The organism is Paenibacillus sp. FSL H7-0943 (assembly GCF_037963265.1).
In the GTDB taxonomy this organism is placed as follows: domain Bacteria; phylum Bacillota; class Bacilli; order Paenibacillales; family Paenibacillaceae; genus Paenibacillus_AQ; species Paenibacillus_AQ odorifer.
The window spans coordinates 5,458,267-5,476,271 of the sequence record NZ_CP150148.1; the positions used below are offsets into that span (position 1 = coordinate 5,458,267).

At 39.4% G+C, this 18,005-nt stretch carries 12 protein-coding genes, 8 tRNA genes and 2 rRNA genes; 2 read left to right on the forward strand and 20 right to left on the reverse strand.

All coding sequences use genetic code 11. From position 1 onward, the window contains the following. Positions 1–196: 196 nt before the first annotated feature. Positions 197–538 carry an AAA family ATPase gene (locus NSQ55_RS23905; protein WP_076130415.1) on the forward strand — a complete coding sequence of 114 codons (342 nt, stop codon included), beginning with the start codon at positions 197–199 and terminating at the stop codon, positions 536–538. Positions 539–745: 207 nt separating this feature from the next. On the opposite strand, the gene NSQ55_RS23910 is transcribed toward NSQ55_RS23905, so the two are convergent. From NSQ55_RS23910 to NSQ55_RS23935, 6 genes are all read right to left on the reverse strand, one after another. Beyond that, complete coding sequence (locus NSQ55_RS23910; RefSeq protein ID WP_143762761.1) at positions 746–1,903, reverse strand: hypothetical protein; 1,158 nt, start codon at positions 1,901–1,903, stop codon at positions 746–748. 71 nt (positions 1,904–1,974) lie between these two features. After that, the gene (locus NSQ55_RS23915; protein WP_036687476.1) at positions 1,975–3,120 is read right to left on the reverse strand and encodes a hypothetical protein; all 1,146 of its coding nucleotides are present in this window, start codon (positions 3,118–3,120) and stop codon (positions 1,975–1,977) included. Positions 3,121–3,138: 18 nt separating this feature from the next. Then, the gene (locus NSQ55_RS23920) at positions 3,139–4,347 is read right to left on the reverse strand and encodes an ABC transporter permease (RefSeq protein ID WP_036687475.1); all 1,209 of its coding nucleotides are present in this window, start codon (positions 4,345–4,347) and stop codon (positions 3,139–3,141) included. Beyond that, on the reverse strand, positions 4,340–5,203 hold the full coding sequence (locus tag NSQ55_RS23925; RefSeq protein WP_036687473.1) for an ABC transporter ATP-binding protein: 864 nt from the start codon (positions 5,201–5,203) through the stop codon (positions 4,340–4,342). The genes NSQ55_RS23920 and NSQ55_RS23925 overlap by 8 nt, the downstream gene beginning before the upstream one ends. Beyond that, the gene (locus tag NSQ55_RS23930) at positions 5,193–5,861 is read right to left on the reverse strand and encodes a hypothetical protein (RefSeq protein ID WP_036687472.1); all 669 of its coding nucleotides are present in this window, start codon (positions 5,859–5,861) and stop codon (positions 5,193–5,195) included. Before NSQ55_RS23930 ends, NSQ55_RS23925 begins: the two co-directional genes overlap by 11 nt. 43 nt (positions 5,862–5,904) lie before the next feature. Beyond that, on the reverse strand, positions 5,905–6,840 hold the full coding sequence (locus NSQ55_RS23935; protein ID WP_036687470.1) for a serine hydrolase: 936 nt from the start codon (positions 6,838–6,840) through the stop codon (positions 5,905–5,907). 404 nt (positions 6,841–7,244) lie between these two features. Here NSQ55_RS23935 and NSQ55_RS23940 point away from each other — a divergent pair, with 404 nt between their 5' ends. Further along, positions 7,245–7,598 (forward strand): BlaI/MecI/CopY family transcriptional regulator, encoded by a 354-nt coding sequence (locus tag NSQ55_RS23940; RefSeq protein ID WP_051491512.1) that lies wholly within the window; start codon positions 7,245–7,247, stop codon positions 7,596–7,598. 226 nt (positions 7,599–7,824) lie between these two features. Here the strand turns inward: NSQ55_RS23940 and NSQ55_RS23945 are convergent, their stop codons facing one another. The 14 genes from NSQ55_RS23945 to NSQ55_RS24010 form a co-directional block, all read right to left on the reverse strand. Beyond that, positions 7,825–9,678, reverse strand: coding sequence for an ABC transporter ATP-binding protein (locus NSQ55_RS23945; protein ID WP_036687469.1), 1,854 nt, complete (start codon positions 9,676–9,678; stop codon positions 7,825–7,827). A 331-nt stretch (positions 9,679–10,009) separates the two neighbouring features. Then, positions 10,010–10,198 carry a hypothetical protein gene (locus NSQ55_RS23950; protein ID WP_036687467.1) on the reverse strand — a complete coding sequence of 63 codons (189 nt, stop codon included), beginning with the start codon at positions 10,196–10,198 and terminating at the stop codon, positions 10,010–10,012. 69 nt (positions 10,199–10,267) lie between these two features. Continuing rightward, a complete protein-coding gene (locus NSQ55_RS23955) occupies positions 10,268–11,812 on the reverse strand; it encodes a radical SAM protein (protein WP_076130852.1) in 1,545 nt (514 codons plus the stop codon). Between the two features lie 684 nt (positions 11,813–12,496). Beyond that, a complete protein-coding gene (locus NSQ55_RS23960) occupies positions 12,497–13,066 on the reverse strand; it encodes a sigma-70 family RNA polymerase sigma factor (RefSeq protein WP_036687464.1) in 570 nt (189 codons plus the stop codon). A 200-nt stretch (positions 13,067–13,266) separates the two neighbouring features. Next, positions 13,267–13,345, reverse strand: a tRNA-Leu gene (locus NSQ55_RS23965). Positions 13,346–13,364: 19 nt separating this feature from the next. Then, positions 13,365–13,441: transfer RNA gene (locus NSQ55_RS23970), tRNA-Arg, on the reverse strand. A 10-nt stretch (positions 13,442–13,451) separates the two neighbouring features. After that, positions 13,452–13,526 (reverse strand) — tRNA-Gly (locus NSQ55_RS23975). Positions 13,527–13,562: 36 nt separating this feature from the next. Next, positions 13,563–13,635, reverse strand: a tRNA-Lys gene (locus NSQ55_RS23980). A 14-nt stretch (positions 13,636–13,649) separates the two neighbouring features. Next, positions 13,650–13,727 (reverse strand) — tRNA-Asp (locus NSQ55_RS23985). A gap of 25 nt (positions 13,728–13,752) precedes the next feature. Next, positions 13,753–13,829, reverse strand: a tRNA-Met gene (locus NSQ55_RS23990). Positions 13,830–13,919: 90 nt separating this feature from the next. Then, positions 13,920–13,995, reverse strand: a tRNA-Val gene (locus NSQ55_RS23995). 89 nt (positions 13,996–14,084) lie between these two features. Next, positions 14,085–14,159: transfer RNA gene (locus tag NSQ55_RS24000), tRNA-Glu, on the reverse strand. A 620-nt stretch (positions 14,160–14,779) separates the two neighbouring features. Continuing rightward, positions 14,780–14,896, reverse strand: a 5S ribosomal RNA gene (rrf, locus tag NSQ55_RS24005). Between the two features lie 146 nt (positions 14,897–15,042). Then, positions 15,043–17,968 (reverse strand): 23S ribosomal RNA (locus tag NSQ55_RS24010). Positions 17,969–18,005: the final 37 nt, after the last annotated feature.

Consider the following 18,005-nt stretch of genomic DNA (forward strand, 5'->3'; position numbering starts at 1 on the left):
GCGAAAATCCTTGTAAGATCAAGTTTTTTGCGGGTTCTTTCGTTAGATTTAAACGCCGCAAGGCTTCCGAGAATCTTCTCAAATAGTAGTCGCTTTTGCACAAATGAGAGAACTCGGAGAGAACTATAACAGATCAGCCCGCTCCCTATCATTGACAGATAATATCGAAGCTTTGGCTTCAGGGAGGGGAATTGATATGAGAAAAACAACATTAAACACTATCGCTAATCAAAAAGGCAGTACAGGTAAAACCACCACCGCTTATAACCTGGCTTACGCCTTATATAATGAAGGAAAAAAGATATTACTGATTGATTTTGATCCTCAAGGGAATCTAACGATGTACTTTGGTATCGAACAACCTGATAAACTCCCTTACTCTATGTTCAACATCAAGAACGCGATGATGACGGACGAACCGCTTCCATCGCCCGATGAGTGCATTCATTCTCAAGGTAACATTGACCTGATTCCTAGCAACACTTGGCTTACTCAATATCAATGCTTTGGTAGCACTCAACTGCTCAGATCATTGTGAAGGTAAAGAAGCGAATCAATCCACATATTCGCATTGAGGGCGACTTGATGACCAGGTGCGACACCCGTACCAATTTATATAATGAAACCATTCGTCTAGTGAAAGTGTGGTGTATCATAGAAGTCAGTCGTCCGGCAAGTTTATTTTGATCAATGAAAATGGACTCTAGACTCCAAAGCGAGGAAAACTGTCGGCCTGTCTTTTACGTTATTCAAAAATAATTAAGTCATCTATCTCCCCTAACGCAAAATACAAGAATCCTTTGAATTTATCAATCGTAACATTCCGTAAAATATCAGCAAAATCTTCATAATCTTTTATTACTTGAAAATTATTAAAGTAAACTTTATTCAATATCTCTGCTTCGCATTCACTTCGACTTATTGGACTAAATCTATTACTGTATACATTTATCCTTAACTCCTCTTTTAACTCGTGGAAATTTACACTTTCAAGCATGAAATTTATTATCTGTTCCACATCTATGGTTATCTTATTTGGAGTCTCGTAAATATCATTGCTGCTCGTTAATTCAAATATATAGTAAATTCTAGTAGAGTCCTCATTACTAAAAAATATAATTTCAAATTTACAGTTATTTTTGACACCATAAGCTTTATCTAATAATTTGCAAATACTTATCAAGTACAATTCATTGAGAATCGTTTGTTCTTTGTTAAAAATCTTAGAAAAATAAGTACTAGAAAGTGCAACTTTTTTATCACTATTACAAAATAATTTAAATATTTGTACATCTATATATAAATTAGATGCTATCCGTTCCAGTTCTTTGTCATGGAATTCTTGCTTTTCCACACAACCTCTTCGCTTTGTTTTTTGAGGCAAGTCAGAAATAACAAACTCATTTTTTTCATGATTAAAAATGAAATATCTTAAATTTCCTGCTACATAAATACTACTTAAAGTCTCAAATAATTGGTCAACGTTCAAACTTTTTACGTCCTCAAGTAGGCCTATTGGTCGAGAAACAATATCTTTATTTAAAAAATGAATCATTACATTGATCTTTGCCACCTCATTGTGTTTCGATAGTATTTCTTCCTCGACCTCTCTAATGGCCATTAACATTAAGTCATAATATTCATTTTTATTATCTAATATCCTCCCCACATAGTTTTCAAATTCAAAGATAAGGTTTAAACCTACTTGGTACTTCGCATTGCTCCAACTATATAAGCAATAGCAGTAACTTGTTTGTCCTCTCAAATTACTTTCTTTCTCTGTGAAAAAATCTTTGAGCATCGCCAGTATAACAAAGTGCTCTAGAACGTGAGCTAAACCGTTGTTGCTAATACCATCTTTTTCTGATCCAGCTTCGCATAAAATAAAAAATGAATACATCATCTACCTTCTTTCCGAACTTCACTTCATTTTTTTATCCTTGATGTGTTTTAACTTTATGCGTAATGCTCAATCTAAGAAGTAAACCTCATTTTATTAATCCATCTTGGCAAAAATAGTAGGAGTATAAATAAAACTGCAACAGTAATGGAAGGAACGGCAATAATTCTAGAAATACCTCCATAGGGTTCAAAACTTGTGTAATAGCTATTGAACTTGGCTATCTGCATGGGCAGAAAATTGCCCACATAATGTTTCAGAAAGAATACCTCGCTCATCTGAATGGCGTAAGATATGGCTATGGTGAATAGTAACAGGGCGTAGCCAGTATAAATCTGTGTGACTAATACGCTGATCAATAAAGTAATCCCTGTCATCAGTGAGATTGCCACATATCCAATAACCAGGTTGATTAAAAACTGCTCGAAATAATTCACCGCAACCATTGATAAAAAAAATTGTGGACTACTTTGTATAGGCAAATCCGCTCCTTGTAAACCGTACATAAAGAATATAGGCGTAATGTAAATCGCTACCGCCGTCAGATAAAGCAATAAAGAGAGCTGGAAGGCGTTGATAATCCGTATCCTACTCAGCTTACGTTTTCCAAACCTCGTGGATTTGACCAGTCCGTCCACGCCCAAGGTCTCGTCTTCATTAAAAATTGGGACCAGTAGAATGGAAATGAGAACCAGGACAATAAAAACACACTGGCTCATCCCTGAGTTAACGTTCTTCCATCCCTCGGCATAACCCATCCGGATAGGTTCGGAGAGAGAAGCCGCTGCAAAATTCCCGTTGCTGATTCCTTCCCTAGAACTCCCCGCTTCCTTCTGTGCACTTTTGATGATGTCTGCCCTGTCCTGATAAAATTGTTCTGCTGAGACATCCCGTATTCCAGTCCAGTTCCAGCCATACACTTGGATAAGCATATCCAAGGCTGGCAAATCTGCAACATCCGCTTTATTCCTGTCTTCTGGTAGGCTAAGTTCTCTGTATTTTTCCAAAATTTTATTAATCTCAACTTCATCCAATACCTCCGGTTGATAGAAATACCGGTATTCCGTCCCATCTGTTACCTCATATCTTGCCTGATTTAAATAACCTGTTTTGATGGTGTCTAAGTTGTAAAAGGTAAGTATCAGAAACAATGCCAACAAAAAACCGAATATGTTTATGTTTAGGATTTTACTTCTGTTTACTTTTGATAAATAGCTCATGATTTCACCTACCTTCCTCTACTGTAAATAATATCTTCTCATCCATATAGAGATACCGATTCGAGATAAGAGAATGTACACAGTACCCAGAAACAGGGCGACAAAAACATAAGGAAATACAGTATTACCCACAAAATATAATTTCTCTATGCCTATAAGATTATTGATAAAGTTCTGAGGCATGAAGACCATCACTTTTTCAGTCAGCGCCCCCCTCCCCATCTGATAAGTATTTACGAGATAAAAATAAATCAGTGAAAGTGCTAATACCAGTTTCCCTCTTTTAAAAACCACGGACAAAAACAGGATAAGATGCGTCACGACAAGTGTGGAAAAGTATCCCATGGAAATATAGAGTAACCCCTCTTGAAGCTGATTCATAGAATAAAATGTAACTGTTCCGATTTGAACCGAAGAGTCCCAGCCGTGCAGCGTATACACTGCGGTAATAAACAGCAGTATGATCGCAATATACACAAAATAGGCTATCGTAGAAAACACACAAGCGGCACCAAGCTTGTAGCTGAGCAGCCTCCTCCTGCTCTCCTTGGTGGATAAGGTCACCTTGTCAATTCCTTTGCTGCTGTTTTTGGAGAATCCCTCGCATAGGATAAAGGCCAAGAACATAAAGAAAAGGTAGATCGTATTTAATAAACCTATTTTCAGGTACTCCCAGCCACTATCGTATTTGAATAAAAATGGGGTGGGTACTTTTTGCATTTTCTGGGATATGATTTCGATTTGTTTCTCTGTATAAGGAAATAGATTTTGTTCAGTGGATAAATATTCGGTAAAACTGCCCTTCCAATCTACATAAAAATTGGAGAGTTGCTCATCCGTTAAATTTAAGCTGTTATCGAGAACACGGTACTTTATATATGGAAAGTTCAGTTCCCAGTTCAGCGCATCGTGAGGAAAAGTTAATCTTTTTCCCAACTTGCGATCTGTATCTACTTCGCCTTCAATATAAGGTTTGTCCACGCTGTTTTCGTAGTTTTGTTTCATTTGTAATAAATAATCCGTCGTCATCGTGCCCTCAACCGTGCGCTCCCTTAAAATTTTCCAGCCTCCAAGACCGCTATGTATGGTTCCCTCATCATCCAAGACATCTATACTCTTGGCGGTTTGAATCCAGGGGATCAGAATAATAGTGAGAAAGAGTAGGCTGATAATTACTGTATTTTTATTTAATATTTTTTTCAGTTCTAATGGAATGAAATTACGCATGGCTCCCACTCCCTAAGTAGATGTAGTAATCTTCCAGCGTGGGCTCGCATACGATTGCGCCTGATTCCTTTTCTCCCAAGTAACGGACATTAACAACGTTTTCTTCCTGCCGGATCCGTACGATCAGGTGCTCCTTTTTAAAGGAGGCCAGTCGCTCTCTGTCCATCTCCTCAGTAAATACTTTTCCTTTAATCCCGGATAACATCTTTTGCACATTACCTTGCTCTTTAATTTTCCCCTGATTTAGGATGATCACATTGGTGGTAATTGCTTCGATATCCGAAATAATGTGGGTAGAAAACAAGATGATCTTGTCCTGTCCCATTTCGCTTATGATGTTTGAAAAACGGATTCGCTCATGGGGGTCAAGCCCAGCGGTGGGCTCGTCAAAAATTAATATCTTCGGATCGTTAATAATGGCTTGGGCAATGCCCACCCGCCTTTTCATCCCTCCGGAAAAGGTTTTGACCTTTTTATTAGCAACATTCTCCAGGTTGACAAACTGTAATACCTCTGGAACTTTGTGCTTCAGTTCTTTTTTTGACAACCCCTTCAGTGCTCCCATATATTCCAGATATTCTGTTGCTGTAAACGCGGAATAAACCTCGAAGTCCTGGGGAATATATCCCACAAGATTCCGGTAGTCGTCGTTCATATGGAAGATATCCTTGCCGTTAAAGGTAACCTTACCACTAGTTTGATGGTCAATTGCCACAAGAATTCTCATCAAGGTGCTTTTCCCTGCCCCATTATCTCCCAAAAGCCCATACACACCTTCAGGCAATGTAAAATTTAGTTCACTGATTGCCCGTTTCATTCCAAATGTTCTTGTTAAATTCTCCGCTTTAATTTCCATCGCTAATTTCCTCTCTCAATTGATATACGTCTCCTTCCGAGAGAACTTGCCATTCTTCTCCCGTAGACTTTCTACCTAACAGGAGGTTGGTATATTCTCCGTCCAGCTTTTTCACTTCCCATGCGAACAGATTTTCATTTTCGAATCCTGCTATGATACCTGTTTTTTCTTCCTTGTATAGAATATTTTGGATTCTCGGATCATCAGTGTTTCCCCTAGTGCCATTGTCCGCTGGTTCGGGAAACCGATCTGAATTTTCTCTCATGTATGCATCAACTGTTTTGTAGATGCCTGTTATATCCTCGATAGAAAGAGATGGAACTTCTATTGTTGGCCTAATTGAAGACTCTTTTCTTCCTTGCTCCCGATAAGTTCTTTCATTTTTTTTCCTCCCTTCATCAAGACGTTTGTCCAAAGCAATATCCTCAAAAGTCCTTTTATCATCTAGCGTTGCATCCTTTGGAGATTCCTCATTGCCCGGATTCTTATTCTCTGACTTTACATCCTTCGGATTATTATCTAAGGTAATTAAATCCTCTGAGATGGTTTTATCATCCTGTATGCTTGCATATTCTGAGTAGCTGCTTTGATTTTGGAAGTAGAGGCTTCCTCCAATCAAAATGGTTATAGTTAATACAAACATTAAGATTTTTTTCACTAAGACACCTCCATTTTTAATATGTAATTCTACATTTTATCGTTTATTTCAACTGACTTAATTTTCCGTATAAATTTAAAGTATCCCTAATCTGAGCCTGATCTGGATGACTAATGTCCTTTAATGGCGCCCCCATGACGATGATTATATACTCACGGTTATTCACTAACCCAAGTGTTGCCCAACATTGTCCAGCAGCAGATGTAGTTCCCGATTTACCTCCAATAATTTTGAAGCCGATTTGCTGATCTTCATTAAGGTACTTCAGTACCGTCGATTCTAACTGAATCCCTTCTGGATGGTCTGTTGTTGATGTCGTCAGGTATGTCTCTTGAGTAAACATCTTTTTAAAATCCTCGTTCGCTAATGCATAATCCAAAAGCTTTCCCACGTCTGAAGCGGTTGTATACTGATTGTCATCATGAAGGCCCTCAGGACTAGTGAAATGTGTACCATTTAAGCTGAATTCAGCGGCTTTATCATTCATCATCAAAACAAAATTTTCCACACTTCCCGCAACATGGACAGCTAAAGTGTTTGCCGCTTCACCACCAGAAGTGAGAAGCGTCCCATATAACAAGTCTTGGTAGGTAACCTCCTCATCTTCGCGAAATCCGGCCATAGAAGAGTTACTTGCAAGAAGCTCACCGAACGTTCTCCGGTCTACCGGCGCGATTACAGATAAGTCATCAACATGCTCAAGGGTGACAATTGCGGTCATAATTTTTGTCAGTGAAGCAGGATAAACCTTGGCTCCCGCACTTTCTTCGTAAATGGCTTGATCAGACTCTCTGTCATAGACATAAATATATGGACTGGCATAAGTGTTCTGTCCAAAGAATGGCAAGACCTTTTGTGAATCTAAATTCAGTTTACTTGCTGTTCCTATTAGCACTCCGAGAAGAACAATTGTGAATACTGATATTCTTACTAACTTGGGTTTCCTGTTCTTTAGCTTGCTACGTTCACCTTTCTCCATTTCCATTTTCTCCCTATTCTTCTTGGTACAAAGTATAGATTCAATACCTTAAAAATCTAGGTGTGTAGATCTTAAATTTTTCTTAAATAAATGGTTTGTGCTTTACTATTCTTCTCTACTTCATTAGTATCCAGCCGTACACGAACTTCAACCGAGCGTTATATATAAAATGTTTCAAATAAATAGTGACATCAAAAAAATATCATCTAAATATTTTACTGCAATGTTGGTATTGCCTAACGTTGATTCTTTCTTTGTAAATCACTCATATATCCCTTAATATGCTCCAATAACAAACCAGTAAATTTTAAGAATAAAAAAATATGATGTCACTATTTTAAGATTGATATATTGCAATTTAGCAATTATAATAAACACAACCTACTATATGAAAGGTGAATGAAATGAAAAAACTGCCTAGAATCAGTCAAAAAGAACAAGATGTGTTATTGGTTTTTTGGCGAGATGGCGGAAATTTAACCGCATCAGCCATCGCAGATAAAGGGGATGGATTGGGTATTAATACCGTTCAAGCAGCGGTTCGGAATTTATTGAAAAAGGAATATATTGAAATTTCTGACATTGTATATAGTGGCACCGTACTAACAAGAAGTTATAAGCCTGTTATAAGTGCAGAACAATATGCTGCATATCAGTTGCAAATTTTAAAAATAAATGCTAAGAATTTTTCAGTATCGAACTTTGTAGAACATTTTAAAGAAAATAATGAGTTAGATTGTTTAAAAGAATTGAAGTAGTTATATAAATCCAAGTTTAATCTCACCGTAGTTAAAGATAAAATTCATATAGGACGAGTATGAAAACTGAAAAATTAAGTATGTCAAGCATTTTGTTGATATATTATATAGACATCTGTTTATTCCTTCTTCGAGAATTACAACAATACAGGAGTATCAGATGTTTTTCCATTTTCACCTTTTGGACACTTTGTCAAGCACTGATTACTGCTTTGAGCTCTTTATATTATTTCAACAACTCACCTGCAAGAGCAGGCTCTTTAATGAATCCTTTATAGTTGTCTGCTTGAATGTCATACAGCTCCGCATATATTTTATTATTGCTAATCAGAAAATCATGATCACCCACAGCGTCTACTTTTCCTTCGTGTATTACAATTATTTGATCAATATTTTTTATATTAGTGAATCTATGAGTAATAATTATATTAATCCTCTCTGTTTTTTTATTTACCATATTTTCAAAGACTTCACTTTCTGTCTTAGCATCTAAAGCTGCTGTTGGTTCATCAAATACCATAACGTCTGCTTCCCGGACGAAACTTCTTGAGATAGCAAGTCTTTGCCATTGTCCTGTTGAAATATCCTCACTATTTTCCCATCCAATCAATAAATTTGTATCAAATTTCCTATTTAATTCATTAATAAAATCATGTGCTTGACCTAAGACGGAAGCTTCTATTATAACTGGCATATTGTTAATATTATCAACCATTGAAATTCCAATATTTTCTCTTATTGTAAGCGGAAACTTCACAAAATCCTGGAACATCGCGCTCATTTTCTCAAAATAGGCTTTCTTGTCGTACATAGTTCTATTAATGCCATTGATTAATATCTCGCCTTTTGTTGGTGCATATAACCCTAAAATGATCTTGATCAACGTAGTTTTTCCACTTCCGTTATATCCGACAACTGCATAATCAAATCCCTTTTTTAATGTCAAATTTATATCTTCTAATATATGGTTACATGAGCTTGGATATTTAAAATAAACTCCTATAAACTCAATTGAATCCACGACAAAATCCTTTATTAAATCCTCCCTAACTTCCTCGCTTTTTATTGAATTTATTTTGTTTAACCTCTCAAAGCTCAATAAATACAAACAATTTTCATATAGTGTCAAAGCACAGCTTATTAAATTGATCAAAGCATTTTGCAGCTTGGTAGCAGTTTCAATACTCATTATGATCACACCGATTGACAGTTTACTCATAATACCATTAACAACTATAATTATTTTCAATAAATAGGTCAGTAAATGTTGAATAGAATCACCTACTGTAGATTTTATAGTCAAAGTTCTTTTTACATTTTTATCTTGCTCAATTATCTTTTCAAAAATATTATTAATGATATTCTGTATAAAAGATATGTTGGAAAATAATTTCATTTCTTTGAAATTTTCATATGTAACTATCATATCCTTTAAAGAACTATAGTACCTAGTTTTTTCATATCGTTTATCATATACTTCAAATAACTTTGACATAGATTTTAAATTAATTATTGTACTTGGGACTATTGATAGTATGATGATAATCACTATACTTATCTGGTAAGATGCCAATATACTTATTGTACCAACGAATAAAGTCATATTCATGATAATCTCAACAATGTTATTCAAAATACCTATACTTCTCACTGTTGACTCGTCATTTGTTTTTTGGATGTCATTATGTAGTCTTGGATCTTCGAAATCTTGCATTTCCATGCTGTCTACAATTTCAATAGTTTTATTTGTTATATACTTATCAACTAATACAGTATAAATTTCCTTTACATAATTTGTAGTTTTATTAATAATTAATTTTATTAGTACAATAATGAAATGAAGAAGAAAGAGATATATTATGATAATATAATCTTTGTTGTCATTTATTAAAAGAGAACCTATTTGATCTATTATATGCTGCCATACAATTAAGTTTATGATATCAGGTAAAGCCATAACAGAACTTAAAACTAAAATTAATATGAAGTATTTTTTTGAAGAGGCGAATAATACGCTTAGAGTAGTTTTTATAATAGCAAAGTAGTTACTAAAGTGTCTAAAATTGTTGAATTTCTTCATCTCAATTATCCTCCAGTATTAATTGTGTTCTAAGTACTAAGGACGTGACTAAACCCTGAAGAATAATGTGGTATGGATATTGTATTTCAATATAGGTCATAGCCTTCTGAAGAGTAACTCCAGTCTAACAACCTTAGATTTGAATACAACAGTGTCTTCGTCGGTATTGGACGAAGACACTGTTGTATTGTGAAACTCAATTTCTTGCCGCGTCGGAGTTATACGCGTTGTTTACAGAACCGACGCAAGAGCAATTACAATCAGGTTCTGAAATTTTATTTAACTGAATAGTTCGTTAATTGAGAATTACACATACTGCTGGTTTGTAAAACTAGTTTCTTGCTGCGTCTTGGTTAGCCGCTTCATTTACAGAACCGATGCAAGAGCATTGACAACCAGTTCCTGAAACCTTAGTAGCTGCTTGGTTCGCTAATTTAGAGTTACACACACATGGCGCACGAAAAGCTATGCTCTCATTGTCAATAGCTTGCTGTTGATATGGATTCATAATTTTCAGCATATTCTCACCTCCTTTCATTATGTATTTATCCAGGTTTAAATGAGAACAATTAAACCGAGAAATTAATTGTTATAAAAGAACATCTTCGTTAAAGATTGCTAATTGTTCCGGTGATGTCCTAAGTAAGTTGTGATAATTCCTTAAACTACGTTCTGTTGTACTTCTATAATATTCACACTCTGCAAGATCAGGTTCCCTGACTCCCGAAGAATCCATTCTGTCTACATAACAACTACTACAAAGTTTAGCAGCCCAACAATCAGAGCAAATATTTTCCCAAACTTCGGAAAATTCATAAACATATTTTTTATAAATCTTTTCCTCAATAATCCCTTGATTTATATTTCCTATTGAAGGACTGTTTCCTATCCTTTCACATGCGAGAAAATCGCCATCTGCGGAAACAAATAATCGTCGGGATCCAACAACACAACAACCGTTCATTGGCACAAAATTAGTAGCTCTTTTTGTTACGCTTCTTTTATGAATTCTATCAAGTGAATTAAAGATAGTTTGTTCTTTAATTTCTTCCAAATTGCTAGTAATACTGATTTGCTTATCCTGCCATTGTCGTAGCGATTGGTCATTATAATCGGAGCTTTTAAGCAATTCTTCAGGCACAGTACCAGGACCGGCATAACCTAATTGATATCGGAAATCTTCATGAGTAAAATCTAAATTTGTAAAAAAGTCATCTATTTGAGAAACCTTTTCTTCGCTAAACGGAGGCATGTACACCGCATTTGCACTTATGTGCATTTCCTTACCATTTTTTCTAGCTACACTATTTAATAATTTGAATTTCTTGAAAACGTCATCAAATGAGCCTGAGCCATTCTTATAGACTCGATACATATCATGTATTTCTTTGGGACCATCAATGCTACAAAGAATAGATAAATTGTCAACGGTAGAAAAATATTCAGCCATTTTGGGGGTTAATACAGACAAGTTAGTAGTAAAAGAAAATTGTATAGTCCTTCCTGCTAAAGCAACCTTCGAGTATTCAATAACTTCTTTTAATAGCTCGAATTCAAGTAAAGGCTCTCCACCGTAAAAAGTAATAGAAACTTCCTGCTGATCCCCATAAAGTTTCATGTAATCAATAGATTTAAGCGCCGTATCAGATGACATTCTTTTTGAAGTAAACGCCCGATTGTGAGGATACCCATCATGGTATATACAATAGCGACAACGCATGTTGCATTTTCCAGTTAATTCTAAAATGAGTTGCGTTGTCCCTGTATTCATTTCATTTTTTATATACTCTAGGGATATGTCATTATATAAGTGCTTAATTTTGAATCCTTTGAATAAATCCTCCTCATTAATTGAAGTCATTAATTCATCTACATTAACGTTGTGAGCATAAATATATTGATTTAATTCATCTAAGCTTTTATTAGAGGAAATTAACAATTCAAATAACTGAGCTATATCATTGTCAAGCATCACAACCTTACTTGTACCACTATCGTAGAAGTAGTAAAAGTTATGTTCAGAGAATATCTTCCCTATGGAAAGTGCTGTTTGTGCTGGTTTTTCTTTTTTGTATTCTTGGATGTAATTAAAGAGTTCTGAAAAGTTTTCGAAGTTATCTTTATATAGATCCATTTCATTACCTCCTGCCATTAAAATACAACTCTTGAATATTATTATAGTAACATATTAAAAAAATATCAACACATTAATTTTTTAATATGTTACTTTCGGTCTTACCACATCTAGGTTATGAAGTTTAGTAGGCGAAAACTCTACTTGATAAGACTAAACCGAGCCCCATATTTTAATAGACAACTTCGCATAGAAACCTGCAACACTCTAAATCAAAAAAGAGCAGCATAAGCGCTGCTCTTTTTTGCTAGGCTAGAATCGGAGTCTTAATACTTGAATTCATACGAATAGGAGTTTATTGTCTCCAGAACCGTACTATTTTCCACAAATTTTGTTATATGTACCACCCGGTAGGTATTCCCGGAATTGACATAGTTAAACCCGTTCGAAGCATGTGAGCCCATGCTCGAGAAAGACTAGGTCCAAGACTTCACATCAGACCATTGATTGCTGCTGTTTTACCTCTTTTGTAGGGTGAGAGTAATAGAAGTATCATAATCCGTATAAATCTTTATTGTTCTCCCACTCTCGATAGTCAGCGAAACAGATGTCACCGAGATATACTATAAAGGGTATTATTATCTTCTCCTGTACAGCAGGTTCAGCATATTCTACTCTCTAAGGTCATGCAAATAAAGATTTCTTCGTAATTCCCCTCTATTTTTTTCTTATTCAGATGTTTCTTCATACTCCACTTCCGCCATTCTTAAGAAGCAGCTTCATTGCTCTGCGCCTGGCTCTGGTCAAATAAGATCTAATATTCACCGCTTGGACATCCATAGAAGCAGCAAGCTTGTGATCACTCCATTCAAGAATGTACTTGTTATACAATAAAGTCTGATCCCGTTCTGATAACTCACTGAGTATCTTGGCAATCTCTGTGTAATCCTCCTTGAGGCTATACATCTCCTCGATGCTAGGCTGCTTGTCGGCTATTTGCTCTATACTGTCAGCGGTTATCCCTGAAGAGGTATGATTCAGATGTCTTTTGCGCTGCTTCGCATGATTAATACTAGTATTATGTACGGTATGGACCAGATAGGATACTTGTTTATGCAGGTCTAGGGAACGCAATAATGCGGCTTTACTGATTAGTCTGACGAAGGACTCCTGTATCATATCATCAACAACATCATAGTCCTGCAAGATCTCATAAGCCTTCTTTTTCATAATAGGATAATACCTATCGTATAGCTCTGTTAGAAATACAACATCCTCGTTAACTTCTACAGTAGATAGGATGGTGAAGAACATGAATATTCTCACTCCCTTTAATTTACATTATAATACATAATAATAGTTTATCCACCTTATTATGGAAGTGATGTATGATTCACAATATATGCTACTAGAAGCATTCAGCGAAACAAAAAGACCACTCTAAATAGCTATATTTAGAAAATAAAAAAAACTTGTAAAATTGCTGGAAGCAATCTTACAAGTTTTTTTCGATATACCGGTGAGAGGACTCGAACCTCCACGGTTTCCCTCTCGATTTTGAGTCGAGCGCGTCTGCCATTCCGCCACACCGGCAAAGTATTAAGTTAAAATATGGCGCGCCCTGAGAGATTCGAACTCCCGGCCTTTTGATTCGTAGTCAAACGCTCTATCCAGCTGAGCTAAGGGCGCAAAATTTATATGGAGCGGACGACGGGAATCGAACCCGCGACCCTCGCCTTGGCAAGGCGATGCTCTACCGCTGAGCCACGTCCGCACACGGTATGTATTGATGTCCGACTCACTAAAGAAGTGAGCCATGAAGGACTCGAACCTTCGACACCCTGATTAAAAGTCAGGTGCTCTACCAACTGAGCTAATGGCTCATAAAGCAAGAAAATGGCGGAACCGACGGGATTCGAACCCGCGGTCTCCTGCGTGACAGGCAGGCATGTTAGGCCAACTACACCACGGTTCCAGAAGAATAATTGCTTAATGAAAATTGGTTGCGGGGGCAGGATTTGAACCTGCGACCTTCGGGTTATGAGCCCGACGAGCTACCGGGCTGCTCCACCCCGCGTCAGTAAAAAAAGTATTAATTCCCTTGGATCCCCCGGAAAGTATCCGGAATCCTCAGTGAAGCATTAACTTCACTTTTGGGGATGTGTTATGGTGGAGGCTGAGGGGATCGAACCCCCGACCCTCTGCTTGTAAGGCAGATGCTCTCCCAGCTGAGCTAAGCCTCCATATAAAGAAGCAACTTAATTATCATAACATAATCAAATCTGTAATGCAACCATTTTTTCTAGAAGTCTGATGCTGTTTCAAGAAGAAGTGGTGACCCGTATGGGATTCGAACCCATGTTACCTCCGTGAAAGGGAGGTGTCTTAACCCCTTGACCAACGGGCCGTTTTAAAAACAAATTGTTTTGACAACAAAAAAGATTATATCATGTATTATTAAGTATAGCAATACCTAAACTAATTATTTTTCTTTTTACTCTTCCCTAGGTAATAGATTGATATGAAGCTTTTGAGCTATTATCTCAACGATTTCACCTATAGTTCTATCATTCGTGTCTAGATGCTGCTTAAATACCTCGTGATCAAGCCCTCTGATGCACCTGTCGATCTGCTGAGCAGCCCAAGAGTCTTTTCCTTCACTCTAATGCTTAATCTCTTAAGCAAGGTCTCTCGGGAGGCACACAAACTAAAATGATAAAGCTCTATACCTCCATCAATTAACTTGCCGATGATTTCCCTGCAATAATCCGGATTCACTAGGGTCATAGGTACGATAATTATTCCATCATATTCGCTAGCTATATTTTTCTTCGATAAATTTCATTTGCGGTTTCTGTCTTCGCTGGACCAAAAGCACCATTTATCCATATAATCATGATCATTTGCCTCCATGATACTAATTTTCATTCAAAAACCACTTCACAGTGATTGCCTATCCTTATAATAAGCTGCTAAATATCGTACAACAAAAAGACCACTGTCGATTACTCAACAGTGGTCTTGCGTGCTTGGCAACGTCCTACTCTCCCAGGACCCTTCGGTCCAAGTACCATCGGCGCTGGAGGGCTTAACGGTCGTGTTCGGGATGGGTACGTGTGGAACCCCTCCGCTATCGCCACCAAACGGGCATTTGCGGTACAAATGCATTATTCAGGTCTCAGCATCGCCAAATGCTGAAAACAAATTCATCATCATACAGTCACTTGGACTATATAAATCTGAGCTTGATGCCTGAAAACTGAATCCGAAACGAATCTGCATTCTACGTATAGGATAAGCCCTCGACCGATTAGTATTGGTCAGCTCCATGCATTGCTGCACTTCCACCTCCAACCTATCTACCTCGTCGTCTTCAAGGGGTCTTACTAATTGGGAAATCTCATCTTGAGGGGGGCTTCACGCTTAGATGCTTTCAGCGCTTATCCCGTCCGTACGTAGCTACCCAGCCATGCTCCTGGCGGAACAACTGGTGCACCAGCGGTACGTCCATCCCGGTCCTCTCGTACTAAGGACAGCTCCTCTCAAATTTCCTGCGCCCACGACAGATAGGGACCGAACTGTCTCACGACGTTCTGAACCCAGCTCGCGTACCGCTTTAATGGGCGAACAGCCCAACCCTTGGGACCTACTTCAGCCCCAGGATGCGATGAGCCGACATCGAGGTGCCAAACCTCCCCGTCGATGTGGACTCTTGGGGGAGATAAGCCTGTTATCCCCAGGGTAGCTTTTATCCGTTGAGCGATGGCCCTTCCATGCGGTACCACCGGATCACTAAGTCCGACTTTCGTCCCTGCTCGACTTGTAGGTCTCGCAGTCAAGCTCCCTTATGCCTTTGCACTCTGCGAATGATTTCCAACCATTCTGAGGGAACCTTGGAACGCCTCCGTTACTCTTTAGGAGGCGACCGCCCCAGTCAAACTGCCCGCCTGACACGGTCCCCGTACCCGATAAGGGTACTAGGTTAGAACCTAGATACGATCAGGGTGGTATCCCAACGGCGCCTCCACCGAAGCTTGCGCTCCGATTTCTACGGCTCCCACCTATCCTGTACAGATCGTACCCAAATTCAATATCAAGCTGCAGTAAAGCTCCATGGGGTCTTTCCGTCTTGTCGCGGGTAACCTGCATCTTCACAGGTATTAAAATTTCACCGGATCTCTCGTTGAGACAGCGCCCAAGTCGTTACGCCATTCGTGCGGGTCAGAATTTACCTGACAAGGAATTTCGCTACCTTAGGACCGTTATAGTTACGGCCGCCGTTTACTGGGGCTTCGGTTCATAGCTTCGGGTTACCCCTAACCACTCCCCTTAACCTTCCAGCACCGGGCAGGCGTCAGCCCGTATACTTCGCCTTGCGGCTTCGCACAGACCTGTGTTTTTGCTAAACAGTCGCTTGGGCCTTTTCACTGCGGCCCCCTCGTGCTATTCACACTACCGGGGCACCCCTTCTCCCGAAGTTACGGGGTCATTTTGCCGAGTTCCTTAACGAGAGTTCTTCCGCGCGCCTTAGAATTCTCTTCTCGCCTACCTGTGTCGGTTTGCGGTACGGGCACCTTCTCCTGGCTAGAGGCTTTTCTTGGCAGTGTGAGATCATGACCTTCGCTACTACAATTTTCGCTCCCCATCACAGCCCAGCCTTAATGATGTGCGGATTTGCCTACACATCAGCCTCACTGCTTAGACGGACATCCATCAGTCCGCGTCACTACCCTCCTGCGTCACCCCATCGCTCATAGCGGATTACGGTGGTACAGTAATTTCAAACTGTTGTCCTTCGACTACGCCTTTCGGCCTCGCCTTAGGTCCCGACTTACCCTGAGCGGACGAGCCTTCCTCAGGAAACCTTGGGCTTTCGGCGGATCAGATTCTCACTGATCTTTTCGTTACTCATACCGGCATTCTCACTTGTGTAGTGTCCAGCGCTCTTTTCAGTACACCTTCAACCCCTACACAACGCTCCCCTACCCCAGATGCAAAGCATCTAGCCATAGCTTCGGTGGTGTGTTTAGCCCCGTTACATTTTCGGCGCAGAGTCACTCGACCAGTGAGCTATTACGCACTCTTTCAATGGTGGCTGCTTCTAAGCCAACATCCTGGTTGTCTGTGCAACTCCACATCCTTTCCCACTTAACACACACTTGGGGACCTTAGCTGATGGTCTGGGCTGTTTCCCTTTTGACAATGGATCTTAGCACTCACTGTCTGACTCCCGGCAATAAGTATATGGCATTCGGAGTTTGACTGAGCTTGGTAATCCTTGCGGACCCCGCACCCAATCAGTGCTCTACCTCCACTACTCTTATACCGAGGCTAGCCCTAAAGCTATTTCGGGGAGAACCAGCTATCTCCGAGTTCGATTGGAATTTCTCCGCTACCCCCACCTCATCCCCGCACTTTTCAACGTACGTGGGTTCGGGCCTCCAGTGCGTGTTACCGCACCTTCACCCTGGACAGGGGTAGATCACACGGTTTCGGGTCTACGTCCACATACTAATTCGCCCTATTCAGACTCGCTTTCGCTGCGGCTCCACCTTCTCGGCTTAACCTTGCATGTTAAACGTAACTCGCCGGTTCATTCTACAAAAGGCACGCCATCACCCATTAATAGGGCTCTGACTTTTTGTAAGCACACGGTTTCAGGTTCTATTTCACTCCCCTTCCGGGGTGCTTTTCACCTTTCCCTCACGGTACTGTTTCACTATCGGTCGCCAGGTAGTATTTAGCCTTAGCAGATGGTCCTGCTGGATTCATACGGGGTTTCACGTGCCCCGCACTACTCGGGATCCGTCTCGGAGAGAACACAGTTTAGGTTACAGGGCTTTTACCTCTATCGCGGGCCTTTCCAGACCTCTTCGCCTACCATATTCCTTTGTAACTCCATGTGAGACGTCCCACAACCCCTAAGAGCAAGCTCTTAGGTTTAGGCTGTTCCGCGTTCGCTCGCCGCTACTGACGGAATCACTATTGTTTTCTCTTCCTCAGGGTACTTAGATGTTTCAGTTCCCCTGGTCTGCCTCTACATTTCCTATGTATTCAGAAATGAGTAACTGCGAATTACCACAGCTGGGTTTCCCCATTCGGACACCCCCGGATCAAAGCTTGCTTACAGCTCCCCGAGGCAGTTTCGTTGTTCGCCACGTCCTTCGTCGGCTCCTGGCGCCTAGGCATCCTCCGTGTGCTCTTATTAGCTTAACCTTGATTTTTCCGCAGGAAAATATCATACGATGACATT